Below are 26,999 nucleotides of genomic sequence, written 5' to 3' on the forward strand. Positions count from 1 at the left end.
TATCGAGTAGAGCTTCGTAGATTTCACCGTAAGGCTGCATCAGCGCGGTCAAGATCTTGACAACCCTTTCGACGGTAAAAAAGCCCTTAACCGTTCCTGGCGGAACGATTAAGGGTGAATCTGTCTTGCGCAAGATCATTCGCGTCGTTCCGTTACGGAAGCTCGACCAGCGTCAAGTTATCCGCGTAGCCGCTTCCCGGTTGATCCTTGTAGAACGAGGTATAGACGGTCACGCTACCGGAGCTCGCGGTGAACTGCACCCATCCCGGCGTATAAGAGGTGGCGTTGGTTCCCGCCTCCGTATTCGGTGTGCCCTGGCTATTCGTTACGTTTGAAACCGTTCCGCTCAGCCCGAGATAGGTCCAGGAAGAGCCGTTGCTATTCTTCAAGCTACCGGATAGCCGGTACGTCTTGCCCGGCGTAACCGTAACGACTTGCTCCGCGCGCGACGTGACGGCGTTCGATGCGAGCGCCAGCTCTCCTCCGGTCGCCGTGACGCTGCCGCCGGTCTGCGTCCATCCCGTCGTCCCGTTCGCGAAGTCCCCGTTCGTCAGCAGGTTCGTCGAAGGCGGAGGCGTTGGTGTAGGTGTAGGCGTTGGTGTTGGTGTAGGCGTTGGTGTTGGTGTTGGTGTTGGCGTCGGTGTCGGCGTCGTTCCGCCGCCGCAAGGGAACGTGCAGTATCCCGGATACTCTTCCCACGCCGCGAAGCCGTCGAGCGGGTACGATTCGGATTGAACGACGGCTCCGCCGACGTCGTAAGGTTTGATGCTCACGTAATCGATGAGCAACTGCGACGTCGAGAAGTTCGCGGTGCCCGCCCAGTTCCGCGGGAACCAGTAGCCCAGCCACAATCTGCCCGGCTTATTCGGAATGTAATGCGACGTATTCGCCGTCCATTTCAGCTCGCCGTCCAGATAGAACTCGACGCTCGGCTGAATGCCGCGCGACGCGTCGCCGGTCTGCCAGATGAACTTGAACGTATGCCAGCCACCGTCCGTGATGGCGACGTTCTCGCCGAGCTCCGTGAAGTTCGCGTGGTATTCCTGAGGGCTCTCCCGCTCGCCCTGCCACGTGTTGAACAGCGCCTTCTCGAACGTCATGCCGGTGTGCGCCGGCCCCGGACGTCCCGGCAATTCGATGTCGATCTCGTGGTTGCTCGCCCAATAATCGCCCGACCCGTTGTTCGCGTTATATTCCGGCGAACCTTCGTCGAACTCCTGGTAGTGGAACGTCCAGATTGCCGGAACGGCCCCGTGGGCGGATCCGCCGTTCACGTTCGGCACCTTCATTCGCACCTCGTACTCGCCCGAGCCGAAATAACGGGACGTGGCGATCGCGGAACCGACGCGTTTGCCGTCCTTGCGGGACGTGCCGTTCTTGTTGATGCCGAGCGGCAAGCCGTTATAGTAATTGCCGTGCGCCTCGAGGACGAGGTTGCCCTGTCCGTCCAGCTTGACGTTGTCGGGATGGACGCCGCCGTTCCAGCTTTGGCCCGTAAGGCCGTTGCCCAGCTGTCCTCCCCAGTTCTTCTTGGCGATGAGCCAATCGTTCGGGTCGAGCGTCGTGCCGTTGAAATCGTCTTTCCATACGCCGTTCGCGGACGGATTGCGCTGGTTGATCTCCGCGGCGGTCATCGGACGGAAGTCCATCGTCTCCCAGCCGTCGTCCGGGAACGACTCCGGCATCCAGGTGTCGCCCGGTTCGTGGAACGGCGTGAACTCGAACCAATCGACCTCCATCTGGCGAACGTCGAAGTTCGGAGGGCTGCCTGCCCACGTGTCGGGGAACCAGGCGCCGAGCCACAGCCGGCCCGCGTTCGTCGGGATGTTGTTCGTGTTCGTCGCGACTTTGACGCCGTCGATGAAGAAGTCGACGCGCGGCGACTCCGTCGGGCTTCCGGTATGCCATTCGAAGCTGAAGTCGTGGAATTGGCCGTCGGCGACGTTGGCCGGCAAGTTGCCGTACGTCGTCTGATATTCGCCTTCCTGTTCGCCGGTGAACGTGTTGAACAGCGCCTTGCTGAACGATTGGCCCGAATGGGCGGGTCCCGGACGTCCCGGCAGCTCGATGTCGATCTCGTGGTTGTATGCGTAATAGTCGGCGTTCGGTGGGACGAGACCCGCGTTGACCGCGCGTTGGAATTCCGGATCTCCCTCGTAGTATTCCTGGTAGTGGAACGTCCACATCGTGGACGCCACGCCCAACTCGCCGATAATCTTCGCGCGCATCGTGTACTTGCCCGATCCGAGGTACTCTCTGGAAGCGATGGCGGAGCCCACCCTCGTCTTGCCGCCTTGCTTGACTTTGCCGGGCACGGAGCCGTCCCTCTTCAATCCTGTCACCGGACCGTTGTAAGCGTCTCCATGTGCTTCCAGAATAAGCTTGCCGTCCTGCAGCTTGACGTTCTCCGGCACGACGCCGTTGTTGCTGCCTCCCCATTGCTTGGCAGCGATGAGCCACTTGGTCGGGTCCAGCTCGGTTCCGTTGAAGTCCTCCCGGAATGTCCCCGTGTCGGTCTGGCCGTACCAATCGTACGCGTCGGCCTTCGGAGAGACGATCTGCAAGCCTCCGATCGCCAGCGCCACGCTGGCGGCTGTCAACAAGCCTTTCTTCCATTTCGATTTCATGAATCCACCTTCCCCTTCTCGCCTGAATATGTGATTGCATCGCTATTATTTCAGCCCCGCCTGCGTCCCGCAAGATCGCTTGAAGGCCGAACGACGAATCTGCAACACATTCAGAAATCTGATACGAGCCGCCCGCCAGGCCCGACGGAACGCCGAAACAACCCGAGCCGGATACGGCTCGGGTTGTTCCTTCCGCGGCATGTTCGCCTCGGATTTTTCGTTAGCCTTCCTGCTTGAGCGGCGTTATTTCCCTGGCTTCCAACAACGTGCGGTTGCGGAATTCTGACGGCGTAAGGCCGGCGTAGGATTTGAACATGCGGATGAACGTGGAACGGTTGCCGTACCCGACGCGGTCTGCGACGTCTTGGATTTGAACGGTCGGATCGGCGAGCAGCCGTTTCGCCTGCTCGATCCGCGCTTCGCTCAGCACTTGCAGGAACGTGCGGTTCAGCTCCTTCTTGAGCAGCTGTCCGAGATAGGACGGGTTCATGCCGAACCGGGCGGCCGTGCTCTCGAGACTGATCTGTTGCTCCATGTATGCGTCGCGAATGTAATCGACGATAGACGCGACGAACGAGGATTTGCCGGTCGTCGGCTTGTCGTTCAGATAGCCGATCATTCGCTCGCACGTATCCAGAAGCAGATCGCGAATGTCGACGACGGTCGGGTCGGATTCGATGAGCCTGGCGAACGATCGATCGTTCGGATAGATCGAGACCCGATCCATGTTCAGATCGTAGATCAGCTTCTCGATCTCGGTGAACACCGAGAAGCCGATGTAGTATATGCCGTTAAGACGCGTCCGTCCGCTTCGGATGCCCGGCGCGCGTAACATCCATTCGCACAGCTCCGTCACGGCGGCGCGGGTAGAGGCGAGATCGCGGGAGCGGATGCCTGCGAGCGCCTTGTCCTTGTACTTCTTCCATTCGTCGGACGAGGGCGTCAGCCCGTTATCGGCCGCTTGCAGCTCGCTGAAGCGAATGGCGCCGCCCTTGCCGCGATAGATCCGGTATTGGACGGCCAATTGCGATTCCCGGTACGACCGGGAGACGAAAGCGTCGTCCGCGTACCGATTGCCTATGCCGGTCGTCCACGTGAATTGCGGGTAGAGTCGCAGCAGCTCGTGCAACCGATCCAGAAGCGCGCCAAGCTCGGCATCGGCCAAGGAAGGACGGCCCTCCGCTGCTCCGTAGACAAGAATGCCGAAGGCATCGTCGTCGATTCCGACGACCTCGAAGCCGCAAGCGGCGCCCGTCTCCTCGAACGCTTCCTTGGCGAGATGGAGCGCGGCGTAGCGGATGATGCCCTTATCGCGTTCGTTCAAGTCCGCGACCGCATCCCTCGTGCACGAGACGACTTGGTAGAAAGAGCGGCCTCGCGCAACGTCCATGCCGATGAGCGCGTCCGGCTGCGGCCATTCGTTGCGCTGCAGCAGTTCGAGCAGCAACGCGTTCTTGATCGTCGCCTTATTCGCGTCGACCAGATCGGCATACGACAGCGTCGAGTCGACGAGCGAATGCAGCGATTCCTGCAGCGAGTTCCCCTTCGTCCCGTCGTCAGAAGGTCTTCGGGTCGATGCGCCCGCCCTCCGCCATCTCGATAGCGCCGCCTCGAGCGGTCGGTGGAATCGCCTGCTGAAGTAGAGCGAGACGAGCAGCCCGACCGCCAAGACCGAGACCGCGACCCCGACCGTCCACCGGTTGATATCCTGCATCGGTTCGTAAAGCCATTGCTTGCTTAAGACGATCGTATAATTCCAATCGTTATAATTCGAACGCGCGTCGGATCGGATCGTATCGACGATATTCACGGGATCGGCGCTTCCCGGTCCGGCGAAAATGAGACTGCCGTCGGAATCGGTGACGATCAAGCGGAGCGGCGCCGCGCTGCGGTAGCGGTCCGTCTCTTTGAACAGGCTCATCTTGACGTCGATGAATAGCGTAGCATCATTGACCAGTCCGTCCTTCGTCAAATGCCGGTGAAGGGTGACGACGTCTTCCCTGGCCGGGTAACCCCCGACGCGCTTCGCGTGTGACGCGCGAACGCCGCTCCAAACCTCCGGCTGTTCGCCGCGCGCGATTTTCGCCACGTAATCCCGGTCGGAGAACGAGGACAAGGCGAGCGTCGAATCGCTCGTGACGATGACGTCCGTTCGGGGAAGGTATATGTAGATATTGCCGATGTTCGCGTTGAACTTCTCCTCGTTGGCAATAATGCCGCGCAGTTCCTTCAGCGAGAGCTGATACGATTGTTCGTCCTCGAACAACCCGTTGTTATCCATGAACACGAAGCGGGTCAACCCGGCATTCTCTGCCAGCCGGATGGACGTCCGGTCGATTTCCTGCAGCATGCCATCGAAGGCGGACTGCACTTGGCCGATCAACGAGTCGTTCACGTAAGAGATCTGGGTTCTCAGCTTCTCCGCGTACATCCAATAGATCGGCAAGGCGAGCATGGCGACGACGAGCAGCACGACGAGCGAGAAGTAGTAGGGCAGACGGCTCCGGGCGAGATTGGCGGACAGCTTCTTGAACGGCGTCATGATCGTCTCTCCTCCGTTCGCATTCAAGGGCGCTCCGCCGCGATCGCGTCGCTCATCTCCCGCATCGCTTCCGCTCCGCCCGATTCCAACCACTTCGTACGGAACTTCTCGAAGCCCGCCGCAGCCTCCAACGTCCCGAGCGCGATCGCGTTGAAGTATTCCTCGACGAGCTCGTCTGACGTCGGCTTGAACGAGAGCCACTTGGACGTCGTCAAACTGTACGAAGCCGGTTCGATCAAATAGCGGTTGATTCGCTCGAGGTTGTCCGTCACGCTCTTGGTGAACCCCGGGGCGCTCGATTCCCGGAACCGCAAGTAATCGTCGTCCGTCATCCGCGACCAGCTGACGATGCCCCAGTTCAGCTCGTGCGCCTTGTCGGGATGCAGCGAGCCGAAGCCGGCGTCCTTCGCCCGCTCTTCCAGATCGAAGGATAGCGAATCGCCCGAATCGACGTAATGGACGCCTGGAATGCCGTACAGCGTCAGCTTGTTGCCTTCCTCCGACAGCAAGTAATCGAGCACCCGCGCCGCTGCTCGGGGATCCTTCGCCTTGTCGGTGATGACGGTGAACGCCCAATAGCCGGCACCGACGCTGTAGCCCAGCTTCCCTTCCGGACCGGCCAACGCCGGCAGCTCGACGAGCTCCGCGTCCGGCGCCGCTCGGCGCAACTGCTCTTGCTTCTTCAGCAGCTCCTCGAAGTTCGCATTGTCGAATAAGGCGCCGGTCCGTCCTTCGAGGAACGTCGGCCGTACTTGGACATTCGTCGTGGCGGATAGCGTGAAGGGTTGGACGAGCTTGTCTCGGTACAACGAGCTCACGAATTGAAGCGTTTCCAATACTTCGGGCTGGATCGCCCAATACTCGTAACGGTCGCCGACTCTCAGGAAGCCGGTACTGCGGGCGTCGACGGGAATTCCCCAGGCACCCATCAAGTTGCGCACGATCGAGACGAGTCCGTTCGAGATGAGGCCGTACGTGTCCGGCTTGCCGTTACCGTCCGGGTCGCGGTCGCGGAAGGCGATCAACGTCTCGCGAAGCTCCTCCAACGTGTCTGGCGACTTCAAGCCCAATCGGTTCAGCCAGTCCTGGCGCATGATCAGGACATGTTGGCCGACGCTGCCGGGAGGCAGCTCGTCCTGCAACGGCAGTCCGTACAGCCGACCGCCGATCTTCAGCTCATCGAACCGAGGGTCCCGAACGACGCGTTGCAAGTTCGGCAGTCCTTCGAGCAGCTCGTCCGTGAACGGAACGATCTTGCCCTCCTTGACCCACTTGTTGAAGCGACCCGTCTTCTCGCTATCGACGATCGTCAGGACGTCGGGATAGTCCCCCATCTCCATCAGCACGTCGAGCTGGGCGTCCTCCCACGTACCTGTTTGCAAGGAGATGCTCGTGCGGGTCTCGGATTCGATACGCTCGAGCACGCGGTCCGGCCGATTGTCATAGTCCTGCCTGTCGAAGCTATAGATGCTGACTGGCGCCGCTTCGGATTCGTGCGCCGGGGAACGGTCCGTAACCGCCGCGCAGCCGGATAAGAGTCCTGCGCACGAGAGGGTGACTGCTGCCAAGCGGAATGACGATCGGATCAAGCCGGACCACCTCCAACGCGATGATTACCTCGATCATAACCGATACCGGTCTCGGTGATAAGAGGTTTCGCGATGCAGGAAGAAAGACGCAAGTATCAGTTCTGTGAATGTCGGGGCCGGACGCTCCGATACCAATGCAAGAATAGAATGAACGCGAGCATGGCGTCGACGGCGTCTCCCGCATAGTACATGATCGCTCCGGAACGGATACGCCCGAAGGCGGGTTCGCGTATTCATGCTTGGCCAGCGTATTATGGCAGGCGAAAGCGATTAAGAGCGCGATCGTACGATACGCGCATCCCTTCCGATGAGAGACAATGTCCGTATAGACGATGGACGCGGCGAATAGGTAACCGGCCGCGAAGACATGGAGATGTACCGCGGCGTGCAGGAGTAGGCTTTCGGTGCATCGATTCGTAGGCGTTCGTCGTGTAGAACAAGCCGTAGGCAAGCGCGGCCAGGGCGAACGCGAGCAGCGGCCATCGCGCACCGAGGCCGCCGTGTCCGTGGTCATGAAGATCCATGAGCACCGCTCCCGGCTGCTCGCGGCTCTTGGCCTGAGCGCCTGAAGAGCGCAAGACCGACGACGATCATGACGCCCGCGACGACGTTCCATGTCCAATCGTACAGGTAGACCTCGTCTACGTAGCGAATCTGGTGCAGTCGCATCAGCTTATGCTGGATCGTACCGTCATACAGTTGGAACGTCCCTCCTCCCGCCCATATGCCTCCGAGCCAAGCCTTCCGATTTAGCTCTCCGATTCTACGAAGGTGGGCATAGAGGAACGAGCCCCCGATCGTGGCCAACCAGCTGAACGCATGGAACAACCCGTCGGACGCGAGACCGATACCGGTCGTCGACTTGTCGTAGAAGTGGTGCCAATGCAGCAGTTGATGGAAAACCGCTTCGTCGATGAACGCGACGAAGCCCAATCCGAGTAGAACTCCCGACCATAAGCTGCGTCTCAGTTGCGCGATCATCGATCCGGAAGACTATGAGACCGTCAGTCTCGATGCTAGGACATAACGGTGATACACCCATTCCGCAATGCCAAGTATCGCAGTAATGATCAGCATTTCGTTGAAGCTTAACGGCCAATCCATCGTTTCGGCCGCCACCCAAGCAGCAGGAACGCGAGCACGGCGTCGCACAAGGTGGCGATCGTATTGTTGGTGGCCCGCAGAATGAGTTGGTCCCCCAAGACGTAGGCGATGATCGTAAGCACGGTCGCGGTAATCGCGGCTTCGGTGAACGATACGTCCGCGTACATCATCAGCATCGTGACGACGATAACGCCGTTGAGCAGCCATTTGAACACGAATTTCATGGTTATCACCTTTTCTAGCGATCGTTGGTCATCTTAGCCTTCGCGACGGAGCTGAGTTCTATTCCGTACTCTGGGATGCGGAATCGATCGGCCCGTTTCCTCGGCGGACTGCAGCCCCCCCGAGACCCGGTTCGGCTTGCATCTCTTCGGACAACAGCCTTATTATGTCGATTGGCTTTTGTTTTTGGGGCAAGGGGTCGCGTTCGAACGGACGATCACGCGGTAGTGAAGATGAACGACGCCGCTTCGGAAGCGGCGCTCGCCGTCTCCCCGTACGCCATCGACTCGTACATTCGGCGCCCGTAGAGGTAGGTGCCGATCTGCCGCTGGAAGTCGGTCCAGAATGCGAACTCCTCGTTAGCGGAGCTCGTTCGGTCGATGCTCTTCTTTCTCTTCGTGGAACTCAACCGATGAGTGACCGGTGATGCTATCGAATTCAGTGTAATTAGAGGTCGGAAGCTCCCTCTTGCTGGCTATCTTACAATCTGACCGGCAGCAAGGTTTCAACGTAAAAAGAAGCTTGATTGCTCAAGCTTCGGCGAGTCTTTTTTGAGTTATATTCGTTTCAGGAATTACAGCCGCAACTTGCCTGACCAGAAGCTTTCGCATTCGCGTCTGCTGCGCAACAAGAGTCCGTTTCAATAGGTGCCGGCCCTCCGCAACAAGGATCGTCGTCTCCTATAATGCCGCTGCTACACACGCCGGTCTCTGGGAGCTCTAACTCCACCTTAGACGCCGAATCCCAATCGCCCGATAACGCTGCGACGATCGATCGAACTTGTTCATATCCCGTAGCCAACAAGAACGTCGGAGCTCGGCCGTAACTCTTTGACCCGACAATATAAAAGTCTTTTTCAGGCTGCCTCAGTTCTCTTTCACCATGCGGTCTCACGGTTCCGCAGCTGTGGATATTCGGATCGATTAACGGACCGAGAGCATCGACGCTTTCCAGCGCGGGATCCAGGCTCGTTCTTACTTCTCTAAGGAAGTTCATGTCCGGCCGGGAGCCCGTGTTGCTAATAATCACTTCGACTCCCTCTATCCGCAAGGTTGTGCCGTCCTTCTGGCCAATCACGGTAATGGAGCCGTCGCGACTTTCGAAACGTTCAATGCGGTACCCGGCGAAAATAGTTACAGCGCCTGATTCCACAAGTTTTTGTAGTCGAGTCCCTAATGCCCCTCGTTCGCGAAGGCTATCGTGTTCTTGCCCCCCGTACACTTCCCTGGCATCCGGCTTGCGAATAACCCAAGAAATTCGCGTGGAAGGACTTTCTCTCTTCAACTGCTCGAGATCGAGCAAGCCATGGATGGCCGAGTGCCCGCTTCCCACCACTAATACGTGTTTGCTTGCATACTTGTCTCTAGCATCCCCCAGCACGTCAGGGATGCCATAGGCAATGCGATTATTCAAAGCGATTTCATCCGCCGACCATACGCCCTCGGAGTTCGCGGGATTGGGACTGGACCAAGTACCGGAAGCATCGATAACGGCTTTGGCTTCATACACGGCGCGTTTGCCGCCTTGTTCGACATGCAGCGCGAAAGGAAGGTTCTCGCGTCCCGAAGTCTTCACCTTGCTTAATCCCTTCCGGCTAACGGCAACGACTTTGGAATCCAGATACACGTGAGGCTGTATGACCGGCAGTTCATACAGCGGATTCAGGTACGATTCGGTAAGATCCTGCCCGGTAGGATGGTCGGATTCATTCGGAGCTTGCCAGCCATGGACTTCGAGTAACTGTCTGGCCGCTCTATCGATATTGAACCGCCAAGGCGAGAAGAGCCGAACATGTTTCCATTGATGGATATTGCCGGCAATTCGTACGGCAGCCTCGAACAGGATGAACGATTCGCCTCTCGCAACCAAATGGGCGGCAGCGGCGAGACCGACGGGACCTCCTCCGATGATCGCTACGGGCAAACGACGATTATCGTCTTTCGGTAAGGAAATCGTTCGGACTGGCGTAGAACAACAATGACTCATCGATTTGACCTCCATACATCAAATTATTTTGATTTATAAGACAGACGAATACTGCTCTTAGCAGCAATCGCCCGAGGACAACGAATCTTTGCGGAAAATGCAACAAAGTTCCGGAGACAGCAATTTGTTGACCTCATCCTCGTTTAACTCATAGTAACTCCACGTCCCTTTTGTTTCGCGATGGACCAGGCCGGCATCCAGTAAGATCTTCAAGTGATAAGACAACTTGGACTGAGGCATCGCTACCGCTTCGGACAGGTCGCATACGCAGACGCTCCCCCGCTTCGTAAGCTCGTGCATGATTTGAAGACGCTTTTCGTCTGCAAGTGCCTTGAACTTGGTTTCGAATGGTGAAAAGTCGAATTTATTCGCGTTCGGATTTACAATCGGCAATTCCTTCATCGCGACGAAGTCATCCCCCTCCATGCATTAAATCAATTTAATTTGATGAATCCAGCATATCATGAGCATTCCATCAATTACAAGGGTATATCAATTTTTTTTGATATTTCCTTTCAAGCATTCTTCCCACGACAAGCAATCGCAATCCAAGCTATTCGCCAGAATGGCGCGCATTCGAGTCATATGGCCAATCTTCTCTTCAAGCTCCTCTTGTTTCTTCTTCGCCATGAGCTTCCATCTCTCGGACGGCGCGACGTGCGAATCGAAGCCGTCCAGCAATTGCTTGATTTCATCGATTTGAAATCCCGCGCTCTGCGCAAGTTTAATCGTTTCCAGTCGCGCCAATATCTCGTCCGTATAGATTCTTCTACCGCTAACCCGTTCCGGTGCCGGAATCAATCCGATCTGTTCGTAATAGCGAATCGCCGAGGTCGAGGTGCCGCTTTTATCCGCCACGTCTCCGATGGACAACATGTTCTAATCTCCCCCTTGACTTCAAGTCAACTTGAAGTGGTAACCTTCTTCATAGCATAGCTTACTTAATAGAAAGCAAGCAACAACCCGAGGGAGGAGGTTCTATGCTGGCACTCGCATCCGTTATATTCCTTGTCACCTTGGTATTCGTCATATGGCAGCCCAAAGGGCTCAATATCGGTTGGTCCGCTTGCGGCGGAGCCATCCTAGCGCTTATCGTCGGTGTCGTTAACTTCCAAGACGTTTGGGACGTTACGCAAATCGTATGGAACGCAACGCTTGCTTTCGTCGCGGTCATCCTGATTTCATTGATCCTCGACGAAATCGGATTTTTTGAATGGGCGGCTCTTCATATGGCGCTATTGGCCCAAGGAAACGGGAAACGCATGTTCGTATTCGTCGTATTGCTTGGCGCAGCCGTAGCGGCATTGTTCGCCAACGACGGAGCGGCTCTGATCTTGACCCCGATCGTACTCGCAATGGTCCGGGCGCTCAAATTCGACGATCGTATGATTTTGCCTTTTATTATGGCAAGCGGATTTATTTCGGACACCGCATCCTTGCCGCTCGTCGTAAGCAATCTGGTGAATATCGTCTCATCGGACTTTTTCGGGATCGGGTTCGTGGAATATGCCGGCACAATGATCGTCCCTACCCTGTTCTCGGTAACTGCAAGTCTTGTTGTGCTCTATTGCTTCTTCCGCAAGAGCATTCCGAATCATTATGACCTGGCGCAATTGAAGAAGCCGAGCGACGCCATTAAAGACGTACGGTTGTTCAACCTGTCTTGGATCGTGCTGGCCATTCTTCTTGCCGCATATCTTGCCAGCGAATTTATTCGAATACCGGTTTCCATCATCGCCGGTATCGTCGCGCTGATCTTTATGTTCTTGGCTCGTAGAAGTCCAGCCATTCATACCTGGAAGCTTGTCAAAGGAGCGCCGTGGGCTGTCGTCGTCTTCTCGATCGGAATGTATGTCGTCGTTTACGGACTCCGTAATGTCGGCTTAACGGACGAGTTAGGCAAGGCATTCCAATGGACGGCCGATCAAGGCTTGTTCATGGCAACTGTCGGGGGCGGTTTCATCGCTGCTATCCTGTCCTCCGTCATGAACAACATGCCGACGGTCATGATCGATGCATTGGCGATTCAGGGAACGCAAACCGAAGGAGTCGTTCGCGAGGCGTTAGTATACGCGAACGTAATCGGCTCCGATCTAGGACCCAAGATAACGCCGATCGGTTCGCTGGCCACCCTCCTCTGGCTCCATGTCCTTTCGCAAAAAGGCGTCAAAATCGGTTGGGGATATTACTTTAAAGTAGGCATTGCGCTTACGGTCCCCGTCCTATTCCTCACGCTAACCGGATTGTATCTCTGGTTACGAATCATTCATTAATTCACTACATTACGCAGCTTAAAGGAGAATGAAAGATGACGAAACCGCTTGTATACTTCCTCTGTACGGGTAATTCCTGCAGAAGCCAAATGGCCGACGGCTTCCTGAATGCGTTGGGCGGCGACAATTACGAGGTGAAAAGCGCAGGATTAGAAGCCCATGGCCTGAATCCTCGTGCTGTCCAAGTTATGAAGGAAGCCGGCGTCGATATCTCCAATAACACATCGAACGTCATCGATGCCGAGACGCTTAACCGCTCTACTTACATCATTACGCTCTGCGGTCATGCCGATGAGCATTGCCCCGTCGTTATGAACCCGAACGTAATCAAATGGCATTGGGGATTCGACGATCCGGCTAAAGCAACAGGTACCGAAGAAGAAATCATGGCGCAATTTCGAGCGACCAGGGATGCGATCAAGGCGCGGATTCAGCAATTCTTGAATTCCGGGGAATAACGCAAGAAAAAGCAGCCGGCTAAGGCTGCTTTTTTCTTTTACGCCGGCGGAATGCTCTGAGGATTGTTGAAGACGTTCCCGGGATCGTACTTCGCCTTGACTCTGCGCAACCGGGCATAGTTCTTGCCGTAATAGACCGGTCCGGAACATTTGATTCCTTGATCCGGAACGTTAATATACGATCCGACGATATATGGCTGCAGCTTCTTCCTGGTGTTGCGGGTTAAGGCGATGTTCCTGGCCGCATGGGAACGCTTAACCCACGACGTATTCCATTCGACGTAAAATTTCGCTTTGCGCCAGTAGAACGCGGTCGCGGTCGGCGAGAGACGACTGATCGCTCCGCCCCAGTTCAGGAAGAAGAAGCCTGCAGGCGTGCCTCCCTCCGCTTTCTCAAGGAATTCGCGCATGACTTTATACGCCCGATCGGGAAACTCCCGTCTGCCGAAGCCGCTGGAGAACTGGTTGCTGTACTTCTGGGTCAGAACGGGATCCGGCGCCAGCATGAACTTCGTGGCTTCCGTATAAGGCAAATAGCGAATCGTCTTCTTCGTCGGCGTCCCTACGCTTAGAATCGGTTCCAGTTGGCGCAACGCTGCCGCTTTGGACCCCAAGTACATGCCGAGCATGCTGACATTGCCGCCTTTTCGCGGACCGACGCTTAATTCGCTGCCTAATCGATTGCTCGCGTTAGGCGCCCACGCCTGCCATTTCCTCACGACTTTCTCGAATTGCTCCCAAGGCCAAGCAATGCTGAACACCGTCGCCTTGGCGGGCGCGCGCAATACTTTGAACTTATACTGCGTGTAGACGCCGAAATTGCCTCCTCCGCCCCCTCGGGAAGCCCACAAGAGGTCGGCGTTCCGGTTCTTGTTCGCCCGGATGACTCTGCCTTTGGCGTCCACCATCTCGAGCTCGATCAAGTTGTCGCAGATGAGCCCCGTCGTCCTCTGGAGCGGGCCGATCCCCCCTCCCGGCACGATTCCGCCGATCCCGACGGTAGGACTATCCCCGAACGGAGCGATGAAGCCTTGTTTGGCCAACGTATCCACGAGCGTTCCTACGCGATTGCCGGTTCCGACTTCGACGGTCTTGTTCGTCTTATCGAGCTTGATTGTCTTCAAATCGCTAACGTCGATCACGACGCCGCCATTGACTTGCGAGAGGTTCGTCTCTAGTGCGTGTCTGCCGCTTCGCGGACGAATGGGAACGTTGTGTTTGCGAGCCCATTTGATCGCGTTGGCAACGTCTTGCGCGTTTCGGGCGAAGACGAATACTTTGGGAAATCTGTCCGTGTGCGGATCCCAGTTTTTGCGAGCCGCATCGTAACCCCGATCGCCTTGGAAGATCACTCGCCCCGTAAGCCCCGTTCTAGTTGTCACCTCTCCAACTCCGTTTCCGATGAATAATGAACTATCCCGACTTTAGGCTTTCGCCATATAAGGTATGTGGGCACTCGGCGGAGAGTATGGGCTGGTGTCGATACGGAGGAGCAATAATCTCGTGTGCCCCGCTTATTACGTTGCCGTTGAACGAACCAGGCGGCGAATAAGACGCGTTCGAATGTCGCGGATATTCGTAACGACGACTCCGCCGATGACCAGCAAGCTGCCCAGGATCGAATAGATCGAGACATGCTCCCGATAGATCAATACGCCAAGGACCATCGCGATCAGCGGCGAGACATAGAGCCAGGTCGACGGGAAGAACGCGTTCGTCGCCTTGATGAGCCACGCATATAGGCTATGTCCGAGCATCGAACCGATGACGATCAAGTAGAACAGCGAGCCTGCCCCGGATAAGGTCAGGAACGGCGCCACGCTCATTCTCTCGCTGAACGAGGACAAGACGAGCAAGGCCAATCCGCCGTATAGCATCTGAACCGCATTAATGGCGATCGGCGATACCTCGTTCAGTTGGACGATGACGCGGCGAGTTAACAGACTGCCGGCCGCGTAGCCGACTTCGCCGAGCAGAATCAGGACGCAGCCGATTACCCATAAGGAGTCGCCGCCGACGACCAGCTTGGGCAGCAGCAATACGATGACGCCGGCGAATCCGATCATGCAACCGACGTAAGCGCTTCGGCCGAACCCTTGGGCTTGCTTCGTTACGAGCGCCTGCAAGCCGAGAATGATCATCGGTCCGGTAGCCGACAGAATGGCCGCAATGCCGGAATCGACGTGCTGTTCGGCCCAATATAACGCGGCGAACGTCATGAACGTGCTCCCTAGTCCAATGAAGACCAGTTCCTTCCTGAGCAGAAGAGATAATCGGACTTTGCCCTTCAACAGCATCCACCCGAGCAATACGAGCCCCGCGGCCGTGAACCGCAACCCTGCCGTAAGGAACGGCGGCAGTCCCGCTTCGATGCCGATTTTGATCGCCAGAAACGTCGTTCCGAAAATCATGCACATTAGCGCGTAGTTGAAAAACACCATAGGACCCACTCCTTTTTTGTATACTATAAGGGATAGGTAATAGAACAGATCGCGTGGCAATAGAACAGATGGCGGAAGGAAGCGATGAGCAGTCATGGAACGAGTAACGACCCCTGCCGGCAAACGGCGGAAGCCGTCGGTGCACGAAGCGGTGCGCGCGGGGATCGAGGCGGCGGAATGGAAGCGGCACGATCGGCTGCCCTCGGTTCGCGCGATGGCGCAGCGGATGCAAGTGAACCGTCTGACCGTGCTCAAGGCGTATCGGCTGCTGACCGAAGAAGGCCTCCTCTATGTCAAGTACAAGTCGGGTTACTTCGTTGGACCGCAAGCGGCGGCGGAAGCCGAGCTTAAGGGCGAGCAGGGCTGGTCGTATCGGGCTAAGTCCGTCTACGTGAACCGGAGCCGCCTGTCGGATATTCATCGGCTCCCGGTGGACTATCAAATGGCGGAGGCGCTGATCGACCCTCAACTGCTGCCGAATGCGTACATGTCTAACCATGTGAAGGAGGTGTTCGATCTTTATCCGAGGGTGCTCAGCACGTATTCGACGGTGATGGGCGATCTTGACTTGCGAGAAGCGATGGCCCGGTTCTATCTGGACCAATATCGGATTAGCGTCTCCGCGGACGAACTGATGGTCACGACGGGTTCGCAGCAAGCGATCGATCTCATCTCCAGGGCATTGGTTAAGCCGGGAGACAAGGTGCTGATGGAGCGGCCGACTTATAGCCCGGCGATCGATGCGTTCCTGCAGCACCGAATAGAGCTGTTCGCGGTCGAAGTGACGCCGGGCGGCTATGACATGGACGAGATCGAGGCCGTCATGCGACGGGAACGGCCGCGCTTATTCTACATGAATCCGACGTTTCAGAATCCGACGGGCTATACGGTGCCGGTTCATCAACGCAAGCAGCTGATCGAGCTGGCCGAACGTTACGATTGCCTGTTGGTGGAAGACGACGTCTATCAGGACATTTATTTCGGCAACCCGCCTCCCTCGCCGTTGTTCTACTACGATACGGAAGGCTACGTGATCTACATCCGGAGCTTCAGCAAGTACGTCGCGCCCGGGCTGCGCATTGCGATGTTGGCGGCCAGACCGTCGGTCATGTCCAGCATCGAACCGGTCAAGGCGTTAGCGGACAACGGCACGCCGCTCTTGAATCAGAAGATCTTCCAGCATTACTTCTTCTCCAGCCGGCTGCAGGAACATGTGGTGAAACTGCGTACCGCGCTCGACATCCGCAGAGCGAAAATGGAGCAGCTGCTCGCCGGCACCGGGTGGCGGTACGACAGCCCCCAGGGCGGACTGAATCTGTGGGTGCAAGTGCCGCCCGCGCTCTCCGTCGAGGAGCTGCTGCGCGGGAGCATCGAACGTTCGCTGGCTTTCGTGCCGGGATCGATCTGCGACCCTCTCGGCGGCATGGAAGACCGGATCCGGCTAAGCTATTCCATGCTGAACGAAGCGAAGCTTACGGAAGGAATTCGCCGATTGGTATCGTTGGCGGAAGAGCTGATGCACCCGTAGAGACGCATGAAAAAAGAGCAGCGAGGTTATCCCTCCTGCTCTTCTCGGTAGCGCTTAATCGATCATGCTCATGTATTGCAGGAGCCTCTTCAGCATGACCGCCGCCTGCGCCCGCGTCGCGTATCCCTTCGGCGCGAAGCGTCCGTCTTCCATCCCCTTCATGATGCCGCTTGCCGACGCCCGGGCAACCGCAGCTTGCGCCCAGGAAGCAATGGCATCGCGATCCGCGAACGCGGCCAACGGACCGCCCGCTTGACCATCCCCGCCGGTTCCATGGCCGGCGAAGGTTAAGGCGCTGCCGATCACAAGCGCCATTTGCTCGCGGGTGATCGGGTCGTTAGGCGCGAATCGGTCCGCGCCGATGCCGGTCGCCAGTCCGTTCGCTACCGCCGCGTCAATCGTCGGCGCATACCATGTGGATGCAGGGACATCCGTATAACGCGAACCGCCCTCGCCCTTCTTCGCGGACAGTCCCAGCCCGCGTACGAGCATAGCCAAGAATTCGGCCCGGGTAATCGTGCCTTCAGGCGCGAACCGATCGGCCGTCTGGCCGTTCACCAGCAGCTTGGACGCTAGAAGCTCCACGTCCGCTTTCGCCCAGTGTCCGGTCAAGTCGGCGAAAGTCCGGGTCTTCGCGTCTACGACCGTGTAGAGGCTGTTATGAGGCACGCTCAGAATCGCTTCCGTCGAGCCGTCCGATCCGGCTTGCAGCCGTGCCGGAACGAAAACGACCGTTCCGGCCGTCGGATCGTATTGAACGGCGACCAGGTTGCGGTTCGTCGCCTCCCCGTCCAGCTTAATCGTCCGAACGATATACGTTCCGCCGAATTCGCGCACCTCCGCCGTTCGTCCGTTCGCTTCCGCCGTCACCCTGTAATCGATGACGCCGCCGAACACGGCGAAGCCTTGGGAGAGCCCGATCCGATCGATCTCCTGCCTGATATTCTCTCCTGCCTGCTCCTGAACGATGCTCACGGTCAAATCCGATACTTCCGAATCGAGACGCTTGGCCAACCCGGCCAGGTCGAGCGCGCTTATCGGTAATCGGTAGCTGGATCCGTTCAGCTTCGCCTCGATGATGGCATCCGGATTCGCGTCGGCTATCTGCATCATCCAATCGGCCGAAAACCGGGTGTATACGACATGCTCCCGATCGTTGACCGCAATCGTGACGAGCGGATTCGTGGCCTCTTGCAGGAGCTCCAACACGCGATTCCGCGCCCGTTCGGAGAGGATGACCCGCTTGATCTTCGTGCCGTCCGGAAGCGTGACTCGTTCGATCTCGGACGGATCGACGAGAGCGGTAATCCCGCCGGCCGGATTCATCGTCACGGTCGTATCCGATGCGACCGGTCGATCGCCGCCGACCGACGACGGAATGTAGATACCGGTGACCGCAATCGTCTTCGCCGCTTCATTGCCCGCTGCGTCTCGGGCATATACGGTATAATCGCCGTTCGCGGAGACGGTGAATCGCGGCTGTGCCGCCATATCGGTTCCGCTTGTCCCGCCGGCGAAATCGGCAGTGCCGAGGCTGCCGGGCAGCCAACGGAGCGCGGTTAGCGCATTGCCTGCCGTTGCGCCGTACACGGTTATCGCCGCTTCGACCGCTTGCCGCGTCGACCCGTCAGGCGTTGCCGTCAGCGTAATATCGGGCGGAATAGCCACGATGTAGACTCCGCTCGTATCCGGCGATACATAGGCCGGCGAAGCGGCTCCGCCGGAAGCGCGCGCGATGCTTGCGCCGTTCGGAAGCGCCAATGCGGCGGTAACTTCGATGCCGTCCGCATCCGCGATTCCGGCTGGAACTTCGTATTCGAAGATCAGCTCCGTTAACGCCGCGTTGCGTACTCCCGTATACGCGGCGTACGCCGTCCGAACGTCGGAACCGGTTCCGATCTCGAGCGGAACGACCGGCGTCCCGGTGACGATTACATCGTATCCATAGACGACCTTGAAGCGAAGGATATGGTTCGGGCCGTACAAGGCATTGGCCGGAGCCGTCAGCACCAACCCCACCCAAGCGGACTCGAACGCTTCCATTGCCGCTTCCAGATCGGCAACGGCGTCATCCAACTGCCCTTGCGTTTGGTTCGCCGCATCGTCGGCGATAGCCTGCGCGGCGTTGATCGCTGCCTGCAGAACGTTGCGATCGTTCGCCGACGCTTGGCCTACGCCAGCGCCTTCGGGATGATCAGCAAGCATCTGTATCGCATCCGCCAACAAATCTTCCAGATCCGTCGGATCGCCGGCCGGAATAATGGCGTCGTCGAACGTATCCAGCGCGTCTTCCAGATCGGCGACGGCGTCACCCAATTGACCCTGCGTTCGGTTCGCCGCATCGTCGGCGATCGCCTGCGCCGCGTTGATTGCTGCCTGCAAAGCGTTGCGATCGCTCGCCGACGCTTGTCCGACGTTCGTGCCCAATGGATGATCAGCAAGCTTCTGTGTCGCATCCGCCAACAAGTCTTCCAGATCCGTCGCGTCTCCCGCCGGAATAATGGCGTTGTCGAACGCCTCCATTGCCGCGTCCAAATCTGCGACGGCGTCATCCAACTGACCCTGCGTTTGGTTCGCCGCATCGTCGGCGATCGCCTGCGCGGCGTTGATCGCCGTCTGCAAAGCGCCGCGAGCCGCTACCGACGCCTGCCCGACGCCAGCGCCTTGGGGATGATCAGCAAGCTTCTGTACCGCATCCGTCAACAAGCCTTCCAGATCCGTCGCGTCTCCGGCCGGAACAATCGCGGCGTCGAACGTATCCATTGCCGCTTCCAAATCTCCGACGGCATCATCCAACTGACCCTGCGTTTGGTTCGCCGCATCGTCGGCGATCGCCTGCGCCGCATTGATCGCTGCCTGCAAAGCGTTGCGATCGCTCGCTGAAGCTTGGCCGACGTTCGTTCCCTCGGGATGATCAGCAAGCTTCTGTGTCGCATCTGCCAACAAGTCTTCCAGATCCGTCGCGTCTCCGGCAGGAACAATCGCGTCGTCGAACGTATCCATTGCCGCGTCCAGATCGGCAACGGCGGCATTCAACTGACCCTGCGTTCGGTTCGCCGCATCGTCGGCGATCGCCTGCGCCGCGTTAATCGCTGCCTGCAAAGCGTTGCGATCGCTCGCCGACGCTTGTCCGACGTTCGTACCTTCGGGATGGTTCGTCATCGCCTGCCGGGCGTTCGTCAACCGCGTCGCGAGCGTCGACGAATCGCCCGCCGGCACGACGGCTTGCCGGAATGTCGCGGTCGCCGTAGTCAAAGCGCTTGTTGCCGCATCCAGCTGAGTTTGCGTGTAATTGCCCGCGCGATTCAGAATTTGTTGCGCCGTATCGATGGCCGTTTCGAGCGTGCCGCGAGCCCCCGCCGACGCCTGCCCCACGCCCGTGCCTTGCGGGTGATCCGTAAGCGCCTGTTGCGCTGCCGGGATCGCCGCGCCAAGCGCCGACGGATCGCCGGGTCCGATGACCGCGGCGTTGAACGCTTGAATCGCCGAAGTTAAATTCCCGACGGCCGTATCCAGCTGGCTTTGCGAGTATAGTCCCGCGTTCTGGACGATCTGCTGCGCCGTATTGATCGCCGTCTGCAGCCCGTCGCGCGTTCCCGACGACGTCTGCCCCACGCCCGTGCCCAGCGGATGATCCGTCAGCGCCTGCTGCGCGTTCGCGATCGTATGGCCGAGCGCCGTCGGATCTCCGGCCGGAATGATCGCAGCCGCGAACGTATCCATCGCCGCTTCCAATTGGACCACGGCGGCATCCAACTCTGCCTGCAAGTAATTGCCGGCTTGATCGAAGATGGGCTGCGCGGCATTGATCGCCGTCTGCAAAGCGCCGCGATCGCCCGCCGACGCTTGCCCCGCGCCCGCGCCGGCGGGATGATCCGTCAGCGCCTGCTTCGCTTCCGTCAATGCCGCCCCCAAGGCTCCGGGGTCCCCAGCGACGATAATTCGCGCCTGGAATGCCGAGATGGCGGCGATCAACGGAGCCGCGGCATCGGTTAAGTCCGAGGCGACGGTGGCATTGCCGATGCCGTCGATATCGAGCTTCGCCGCGACCAATGCCGCCGTCAAATCATTGAAGGCGTCGCCAGGCACGTTTCCGATGCCGGCGCCCGGCGGATGGCTTTGCAACGAAGACTTGGCGGTCGCGACCGCTTGGAACAACGCCGTCCCGTCAACGAACGCGTGACCGTTATTCGCTGCGTAAGTAGCCGCGGTAGAATTCGCGCTGCCGAATATTTTGAGATTAGCCGGATTGCTTCTGAACACGTCTGTCCCGAAAGTCGTCGCGGCGCCTAACACGGTTACACTAGTCAAATTATTATTATAGAATGCAGAACTCTGAACGGTAGTCACGCCAGCCGGGATAACCAACTTCGCGATGTGATTGGTATCGAAAGCTCCGCCCGAAATGGTCTTCAGACTATCCGGCAGCGTAATCGACGTCAGACTATTCATGTAGAAACTATAGTTGCCGATCATCGTCACGCTGTCCGGGAAAACGACGCTCGTAAGCGGATTGTTCTCGAATGCGCTGGAGCCGATCGTTAACAAGCTGTCCGGAAGGTCGATCGAGGACAGGCTATTGTAACGGAATGCATACGTTTGAATGGTCGTCACGCTGTTCGGGATCGCGACGCTCGTTATTTTAGGTTTGCCCGTCGTAGCGGTATCGAACGCCGATCTTGCGAGCGAGGTTACCGGCATTCCCCCTAGCGCGTCGGGGATGATCACGTTCAAATCCGCACCCTCGTAACCGGTTACGGTAGCGCTATTACTGCCCACGGTGAAGGTGAAATCGCTCTCGGCCGCGTGAGCGTAAGGAAGCTGCGATAATGAAGTCCCGAAGGCGAGCAACGCGATCCATAGATACAAGACTGATTTTCTCATCATTATTCTCCTTTGCGATGAAGCTTGTCGAAAGAACCGGCACTACCTTCCACTATAGAGACGGCCAATGAATGAATAATGAAAGAATCGGCCCGAATTCGCGCGGCGAATAAAAAAGAGCAGCGAGGTTATCCCTCCTGCTCCTGGAATCGCAATATTCTGTTCGCGTTCAAGACTTCTTCGTCAGGTTAATATGGTTCAGGGAAGTCGCGGAGTCGAAGATGAATGCCAGCTGGAAGCTGCCCCGGACGTAGACGACTTTCTGCTGCTTCTTCTTGCCGGCCGTTATCGTCGTGGACGAAGTCGGCTTGCCCCAGTTGTCGAACAGCATCTGCTTCGTGATGCCGCCGATGTTGTTCTGCCGTTCGACGTTCGTGCCGAAATAGCGGATTTCGCGAATCTTGTTCAGCTTGTAGTTGAACGCGTAGCCGGGATTGCCCATGCTCGCGGCGTACACGTTAAACGAGTCGGCGTCTTTAGCCGGCTCGTCCGGCTTGCCGATCTGCTTAACGACATCCTGGCGGGTGCTGGAACCGACGGTCAGTCCGCTGACGCTGCCGGGGAACTGTCCTTTAAGCGCGGGCTTGTAGAAGCTGTTCAACGTCTGCAATGCCGGAGATTTCACGGTCGCCGTCGCGGTAACGGCCGGACTGCTCGCATGCGTCGTTGCCGTAAATGTCGGAACGGCGATCGTGCCGATAACGGCCGCCAACGCGGCGATTTGGGTCAATTGCTTTATTCTCATGATGAAAAGGCCTCCTTGATGTTGGGCGATTAATTTCACTCCTATTAGACGGAGTCGGTTGCCTACTTGTTGCAGGTAACAGGTGGAACTTCGAAATCAAGACGGCTGCCGGCTCGTTCGCGCGGCGAATAAAAAAGAGCAGCGAGGTTATCCCTCCTGCTCTTGGAATCGCAAGATCCTGTCGGCGGACTTGGCGATGAGCTTGGAAATTTCGAACCGCGCAACCTCTCTCGTCATCCCGAAGCGCCCCTCGTATCCTCGGCACACGTAACGATGATAGACGATGTCGTCGGCCATCTCGTCCGAGAGCACTTTGATGTTGCGCTGTCTCAGCTCGCGTCGTACGCGATACATCTCCAAGCTGATATGATCCATCAGCACGCGCAGAAATTTAGCCATCGTATGATGCAAAGCGATCGTCGATCCTTTAATCTCGTTAAGGCTTTTGTTCGAGATCGTCATCGCGTGCGGGAGCAATACCGCTTCGCGGATCATCGCGATTTCGTCCGCCGTCGCTTTGCCTTGGGTTTGATCTCCCCGTGCCTCGTACTGTTCCTGGTGTTCGGTCAACAGCATCTTGCTCTTCCAACGGTTGTTGCCTTCTAGCTTGCTCATTTGTAATGGCCCCCGATCTGGCCGGCTCGTTCGCGGGCGACGCCGGCGGATAGTAAAGATGAAGCGCGCATGATGGCGTCGCTGCCGTATCGGTCTTTAATCGCATCGGTCGTCGTCTCCAGATCGAACGTGGAGGCGCGGTCATTGAATAGGTCGAGCTGCTGGACGTCGTCGGACGACAATTGATTCAGCGAGACGTACAAGTGGCTTACGGGCATCCCTTGCCAATGCTCCCTGAAGAGGCGCAACACGGCCGCGGCGACCTCATGCGTTAACGAGGTGGCATGCGGGAGCGTCAGCTGGCGTCCGAAACGCGCCCCGCGTACGCCGTCCGTCTCCCCCGCCCCGACCATAATGACTCTTCCCTGCACCTTCAACCGTCTGGCTCGCCGGCATACCTCGATCACAAGCTCCAAGAGCACGACCTCGATATCCTCCCGGTTCCGGTAGAGGCTCGCCCGCAGCGTCTTGCCGTGGCTGACGGACTTAAGGGCGCCGCGTATGGACGGCTCGACCGGGCTAGGATCGATGCCGCGCGCCGTCTGCCAGTAATACTCCGCCTGGATATCGCTCTGCCGCCCCATCCGCGTCCGCATTCGGCGTTTGAAGTCGGCCAGCTCCATCCGGGCGATATCTCCGATCGTAGCGATGCCCATTCTGTTGAAATGGGCGCCCATTCGATTCGCCACCATGAACATCTGGTGCACGGGCAGCGGCCAGAGCGTCGTCTCGATATTATCCGCCCCGATTCGGAAGATCCCTTCCTTCTGTTTCTTCGCGAAATTGTCCGTGGCCGTCTTGGCGAGAATCTTGGTCGGACCGATACCCACCCGGGACCACACGCCCGTCGATAGCTTCACGAGCTGCTGCAGATGACGGGCGACTTCCTCGGCCGGTCCGCATCCGGTGACGTCCAGAAATTGTTCGTCGATGGAGTAAGGCTCGACAAGGTTGGTGACGCTCTCGAATATTTCCGTTATGAGTAACGAAATCTGAATATACCGTCCCATTCGCGGCCTTACGACGACGAGATCCGGACAAACCGCCAGCGCCTCGAAGATGCGCGATGCGGTCGTTACGCCGCGGGACTTGGCGATCGGGCACGCGGCCAAGATAATGCCGCTCCTTCGCGACGGATCGCCTACGGCAACGGGTTTGTTCGCGAGTTCGGGATGGGCTGCTTTTTCGCATGATGCGTAGAAGCTTTGGCCGTCGATCAAAAAGATCGTTCGTTCTTTATGCGGCAGCATTCCTTCACTCCTGAAATCGAACGTTTGTTCTTATCATATTACGAACAATTGTTCCCGTGCAAGAGGTGATTTATTCCGATCGCAAAAAAATGCGGCGGGCCGGTCCTTTGAACGCCGACCGAGTCCGCCATTTATCCTATTAAAATACACAAGCCGAATCCTTCTTGCTCGCATCTCTTACTAGAGGGGGGATGTCCGATGCCGAATGTAGAATCATTAATTAACCATATTAAGAACGTACATCCGGAGATTACGGGCGACAATCCGATATCCGTAATAACGGAAGGCTCCGCCAACATCGTGCTTGTCGTAGAGAGCGGCAAGCCATGGATCTTTCGCTTTCCAAGGGATGATAATCCAACGGCTCCGCGCCAAATGAAACGCGAACAATGGATTCTTCCTCGATTAATGAACCGGGTTCCCTATATTCCTCAGGTTAGCATCGTCTCGGAACGTCCGATTCCCTATATCGGGTATCCTAAAATTAACGGAACGCAGTTGCTTCCGGCCTATTTTTCTAAACTGCAAGAAGAAAAACGGGAACGCCTCGCAAAGGACCTTGCGCGTTTTTTATCTACTCTTCATTCGTTTCAAGCGGAAGCTTACTTTCCTCAAGAAAATACCCGCCCATCCTTCGTTAAGCGAAAATGGGAAAACAAATTGAACGTTATTAAAGAGCTTGTTTTCCCCGATTTGAATGATTCCCAAAGAGACTGGACATTGCGGCTATTCGACTCCTTCCTATCGAACGACAAACATTTCGAGTTTCATTGTCGGTTCATACACGGCGACTTAAAACCGCAGCATATTCTGGTGGATGAGCGAACGAAACAATTAACGGGGGTAATCGATTTAGGACTCATGATGGACGATCCCGCGTTGGACTTCGGATATCTCGGATTCGGCAGCTCGTTTCAGAACAAATTGCTCAAGCATTATAAAGGCTTTCAGGATGAAACGTTTCCGGATCGAATCCTGTTTTATAAAAAAACGATCCCGTTTTACGGTTTGCTATATGGCGCGATAAACAAACGCAAAGAGGTTTTCAAAGACGATCTGCAATTGTTGAACGAATTCATGGCGGAGGATGCAAAGTAACGGGTTGTCGAAAAAAGGAAATGACTTGACCTAAGCAGAATGAATAGAGAGACGTTCATTCTGAAAGGTGGAGATCGAATAATGAAAGACAAGCTCAAAGGACTTATCGTCGGTCTAACGATCGGTTCGTTGCTTAGCGGTACGGCGGCTTTCGCGGCGAGCGGTCAAATTAAAGTCGCGTTCCGAAATCTGACGTACATGTTCGACGGGGTCGAGAAGGTTCCTACCGGCGGAAAAGGATTTATTTACGACGACACGACCTACGTCCCCCTTCGTTTCGTTAGCGAAGCGCTCGGGAAAAAGGTGGAATGGGACGAAGCGAATTCGACGATATGGGTCGGCGTTAATCCTAAGAAAATCGTAGCGACTTATAAAGGCGGCACCGTATCGAAGGGCGAGTTCGATACCTTCTTTGCCTTGCAAGCGCTGTTCAACGGCAATCATGAGGCATCCAAAGACGACCCCGAATATCAGAAGAGCGTGCTCGCGCAATTGATTCAGAATCGCATTCTGTATAGCCGGGCTTCGGCAGCCGACCAAGCCGCCGCCAAAGAAAGCGCGCGCCAACAGGTCGCAACCTGGAAATCTCAATTCGGAGAAGCCGCATTCCAGGCCGATTTGACGAAGTTGAACGTAACGGCAGCCGACCTTCAGAACTTCATGGTCGGCACCTATGGAGCGCAGAGCGGCGTGAACGGCAGCATTACCGATGCCCTGTTAAAGGCGAAATACGAGGAAATTCTCAAAGCGGATAAAGGCGCGTATACGATCGCGTCCGTGCGTCATATTCTGATCGGATTGAACGATGCCGAAGGCAAACCGCTTCGCACGAAAGCCGAAGCGCTTCAATTGGCGAAGGACGTGCAGCAGAAGCTGAAGAACGGCGAAGATTTCGCTAAGCTCGCCCAAGAGCTGTCGGACGATCCCGGCTCCAAAGAAACCGGAGGTCTTTACGCGGACGTCGAGGTGAACGCGTGGGTTCCCGAGTTCAAGCGCGCCACCTTGGAGCAGGCGATCGGAACGGTCGGCGACCCCGTAGAGACGCAATTCGGCTATCATGTCATCCGGGTGGAATCCAGATCCGTTAAATCCTTCGAAGCGGTCAAACCGGAATTGAAGGCTTCCCTTCAACAAGAGAAGCTGCAGCAATTCAAGGAAAAGGAACTGCCCGGTTTGATCGAGAAGATCGATCTGGATCAATAAGACGAATGAAAAAAAAAGGCATTTCTCGCCAAGGAGAAATGCCTTTCTTCTGTCCGGCGATCATCTGCCGAGATGTCGTTTGACTTCGCCGATCTTATCGCTATCCACGGCTTCGCGGCTGCCGTCTTGAAATACGATTTCGTTGCGGGTCTCGTCATACCGGGATACGGTCGCCATATTCACGAGAAACCCTTGATTCACCTGAACGAACTGAGCCTTGAACAATTCGGCGGCGTCTCTGATCTTATTGATGGGCGTGTACGTTCCCCTCTTCGTCACATAACAGAGCGTCGCCGTTCCGTCCACGTTCCGCTCCTCTTGGGCGACCACTTCGGAAAATTTAATGATCGTAGGCTTGCCGTCCTTCATCGAAAGGACCGGGATATTGTAATCGTTGTCCATGTCGTTCACTTCCCCAGCGTTTAGTAGGCACG

At 57.1% G+C, this 26,999-nt stretch carries 21 protein-coding genes and 1 pseudogene; 5 read left to right on the top strand and 17 right to left on the bottom strand.

Annotated features, from left to right (window positions below; genetic code table 11):
• Positions 1 to 152: 152 nt before the first annotated feature.
• The 10 genes and pseudogenes from ACFQZG_RS00170 to ACFQZG_RS00215 form a co-directional block, all read right to left on the bottom strand.
• A complete protein-coding gene (locus tag ACFQZG_RS00170; protein ID WP_378148974.1) occupies positions 153 to 2,627 on the bottom strand; it encodes a glycoside hydrolase family 16 protein in 2,475 nt (824 codons plus the stop codon).
• Positions 2,628 to 2,847: 220 nt separating this feature from the next.
• On the bottom strand, positions 2,848 to 5,196 hold the full coding sequence (locus ACFQZG_RS00175; RefSeq protein ID WP_378148975.1) for a helix-turn-helix domain-containing protein: 2,349 nt from the start codon (positions 5,194 to 5,196) through the stop codon (positions 2,848 to 2,850).
• On the bottom strand, positions 5,193 to 6,758 hold the full coding sequence (locus ACFQZG_RS00180; protein ID WP_378148977.1) for an extracellular solute-binding protein: 1,566 nt from the start codon (positions 6,756 to 6,758) through the stop codon (positions 5,193 to 5,195). The genes ACFQZG_RS00175 and ACFQZG_RS00180 overlap by 4 nt, the downstream gene beginning before the upstream one ends.
• Positions 6,759 to 6,987: 229 nt before the next feature.
• Positions 6,988 to 7,374 (bottom strand): annotated as a pseudogene (locus ACFQZG_RS00185) (cytochrome c oxidase assembly protein); the annotation flags it as partial.
• On the bottom strand, positions 7,269 to 7,739 hold the full coding sequence (locus ACFQZG_RS00190) for a DUF2243 domain-containing protein (protein WP_378148979.1): 471 nt from the start codon (positions 7,737 to 7,739) through the stop codon (positions 7,269 to 7,271). The gene ACFQZG_RS00190 and the pseudogene ACFQZG_RS00185, both read right to left, overlap by 106 nt.
• 107 nt (positions 7,740 to 7,846) lie before the next feature.
• Positions 7,847 to 8,086, bottom strand: a complete 240-nt coding sequence (locus ACFQZG_RS00195; RefSeq protein WP_378148981.1) for a DUF2512 family protein — start codon at positions 8,084 to 8,086, stop codon at positions 7,847 to 7,849.
• A 215-nt stretch (positions 8,087 to 8,301) separates the two neighbouring features.
• Positions 8,302 to 8,493 (bottom strand): hypothetical protein, encoded by a 192-nt coding sequence (locus ACFQZG_RS00200; RefSeq protein ID WP_378148982.1) that lies wholly within the window; start codon positions 8,491 to 8,493, stop codon positions 8,302 to 8,304.
• Between the two features lie 158 nt (positions 8,494 to 8,651).
• Positions 8,652 to 10,070, bottom strand: a complete 1,419-nt coding sequence (locus ACFQZG_RS00205; RefSeq protein WP_378148984.1) for an NAD(P)-binding domain-containing protein — start codon at positions 10,068 to 10,070, stop codon at positions 8,652 to 8,654.
• Positions 10,071 to 10,127: 57 nt separating this feature from the next.
• The gene (locus ACFQZG_RS00210) at positions 10,128 to 10,472 is read right to left on the bottom strand and encodes an ArsR/SmtB family transcription factor (RefSeq protein ID WP_378148986.1); all 345 of its coding nucleotides are present in this window, start codon (positions 10,470 to 10,472) and stop codon (positions 10,128 to 10,130) included.
• Between the two features lie 90 nt (positions 10,473 to 10,562).
• A complete protein-coding gene (locus ACFQZG_RS00215; RefSeq protein ID WP_378148987.1) occupies positions 10,563 to 10,946 on the bottom strand; it encodes a MerR family transcriptional regulator in 384 nt (127 codons plus the stop codon).
• Positions 10,947 to 11,050: 104 nt separating this feature from the next.
• On the opposite strand from ACFQZG_RS00215, the gene ACFQZG_RS00220 reads away from it, so the two are divergent.
• The gene (locus ACFQZG_RS00220; RefSeq protein WP_378148988.1) at positions 11,051 to 12,343 is read left to right on the top strand and encodes an arsenic transporter; all 1,293 of its coding nucleotides are present in this window, start codon (positions 11,051 to 11,053) and stop codon (positions 12,341 to 12,343) included.
• A 35-nt stretch (positions 12,344 to 12,378) separates the two neighbouring features.
• Positions 12,379 to 12,801 carry an arsenate reductase (thioredoxin) gene (gene arsC / locus ACFQZG_RS00225; RefSeq protein ID WP_378148989.1) on the top strand — a complete coding sequence of 141 codons (423 nt, stop codon included), beginning with the start codon at positions 12,379 to 12,381 and terminating at the stop codon, positions 12,799 to 12,801.
• Between the two features lie 38 nt (positions 12,802 to 12,839).
• Here the strand turns inward: arsC and ACFQZG_RS00230 are convergent, their stop codons facing one another.
• Both ACFQZG_RS00230 and ACFQZG_RS00235 read right to left on the bottom strand, forming a co-directional pair.
• The gene (locus ACFQZG_RS00230) at positions 12,840 to 14,183 is read right to left on the bottom strand and encodes an FAD-binding oxidoreductase (protein WP_378148990.1); all 1,344 of its coding nucleotides are present in this window, start codon (positions 14,181 to 14,183) and stop codon (positions 12,840 to 12,842) included.
• A 135-nt stretch (positions 14,184 to 14,318) separates the two neighbouring features.
• A complete protein-coding gene (locus ACFQZG_RS00235; protein ID WP_378148991.1) occupies positions 14,319 to 15,242 on the bottom strand; it encodes a DMT family transporter in 924 nt (307 codons plus the stop codon).
• Positions 15,243 to 15,336: 94 nt separating this feature from the next.
• Here ACFQZG_RS00235 and ACFQZG_RS00240 point away from each other — a divergent pair, with 94 nt between their 5' ends.
• Positions 15,337 to 16,770 carry an aminotransferase-like domain-containing protein gene (locus ACFQZG_RS00240; protein ID WP_378148993.1) on the top strand — a complete coding sequence of 478 codons (1,434 nt, stop codon included), beginning with the start codon at positions 15,337 to 15,339 and terminating at the stop codon, positions 16,768 to 16,770.
• 54 nt (positions 16,771 to 16,824) lie between these two features.
• Here ACFQZG_RS00240 and ACFQZG_RS00245 read toward each other — a convergent pair whose 3' ends face one another.
• From ACFQZG_RS00245 to ACFQZG_RS00260, 4 genes are all read right to left on the bottom strand, one after another.
• A complete protein-coding gene (locus ACFQZG_RS00245; protein WP_378148994.1) occupies positions 16,825 to 21,654 on the bottom strand; it encodes an S-layer homology domain-containing protein in 4,830 nt (1,609 codons plus the stop codon).
• 169 nt (positions 21,655 to 21,823) lie between these two features.
• Positions 21,824 to 22,399 carry a YjgB family protein gene (locus tag ACFQZG_RS00250; protein WP_378148996.1) on the bottom strand — a complete coding sequence of 192 codons (576 nt, stop codon included), beginning with the start codon at positions 22,397 to 22,399 and terminating at the stop codon, positions 21,824 to 21,826.
• 147 nt (positions 22,400 to 22,546) lie between these two features.
• Positions 22,547 to 23,014 (bottom strand): YhjD family protein, encoded by a 468-nt coding sequence (locus ACFQZG_RS00255; protein WP_378148998.1) that lies wholly within the window; start codon positions 23,012 to 23,014, stop codon positions 22,547 to 22,549.
• Positions 23,011 to 24,264, bottom strand: coding sequence for a DNA polymerase IV (locus tag ACFQZG_RS00260; protein ID WP_378148999.1), 1,254 nt, complete (start codon positions 24,262 to 24,264; stop codon positions 23,011 to 23,013). The genes ACFQZG_RS00255 and ACFQZG_RS00260 overlap by 4 nt, the downstream gene beginning before the upstream one ends.
• A gap of 198 nt (positions 24,265 to 24,462) precedes the next feature.
• Between ACFQZG_RS00260 and ACFQZG_RS00265 the strand changes: the two genes are divergently transcribed.
• Positions 24,463 to 25,362 carry a phosphotransferase family protein gene (locus ACFQZG_RS00265; RefSeq protein ID WP_378149000.1) on the top strand — a complete coding sequence of 300 codons (900 nt, stop codon included), beginning with the start codon at positions 24,463 to 24,465 and terminating at the stop codon, positions 25,360 to 25,362.
• 81 nt (positions 25,363 to 25,443) lie between these two features.
• Positions 25,444 to 26,565 carry a peptidylprolyl isomerase gene (locus tag ACFQZG_RS00270; protein ID WP_378149001.1) on the top strand — a complete coding sequence of 374 codons (1,122 nt, stop codon included), beginning with the start codon at positions 25,444 to 25,446 and terminating at the stop codon, positions 26,563 to 26,565.
• A 60-nt stretch (positions 26,566 to 26,625) separates the two neighbouring features.
• Here the strand turns inward: ACFQZG_RS00270 and ACFQZG_RS00275 are convergent, their stop codons facing one another.
• On the bottom strand, positions 26,626 to 26,967 hold the full coding sequence (locus tag ACFQZG_RS00275; protein ID WP_378149003.1) for a LytTR family transcriptional regulator DNA-binding domain-containing protein: 342 nt from the start codon (positions 26,965 to 26,967) through the stop codon (positions 26,626 to 26,628).
• Positions 26,968 to 26,999 lie beyond the last annotated feature (32 nt).

Source organism: Cohnella sp. GCM10027633 (assembly GCF_042675445.1).
GTDB lineage: Bacteria > Bacillota > Bacilli > Paenibacillales > Paenibacillaceae > Cohnella.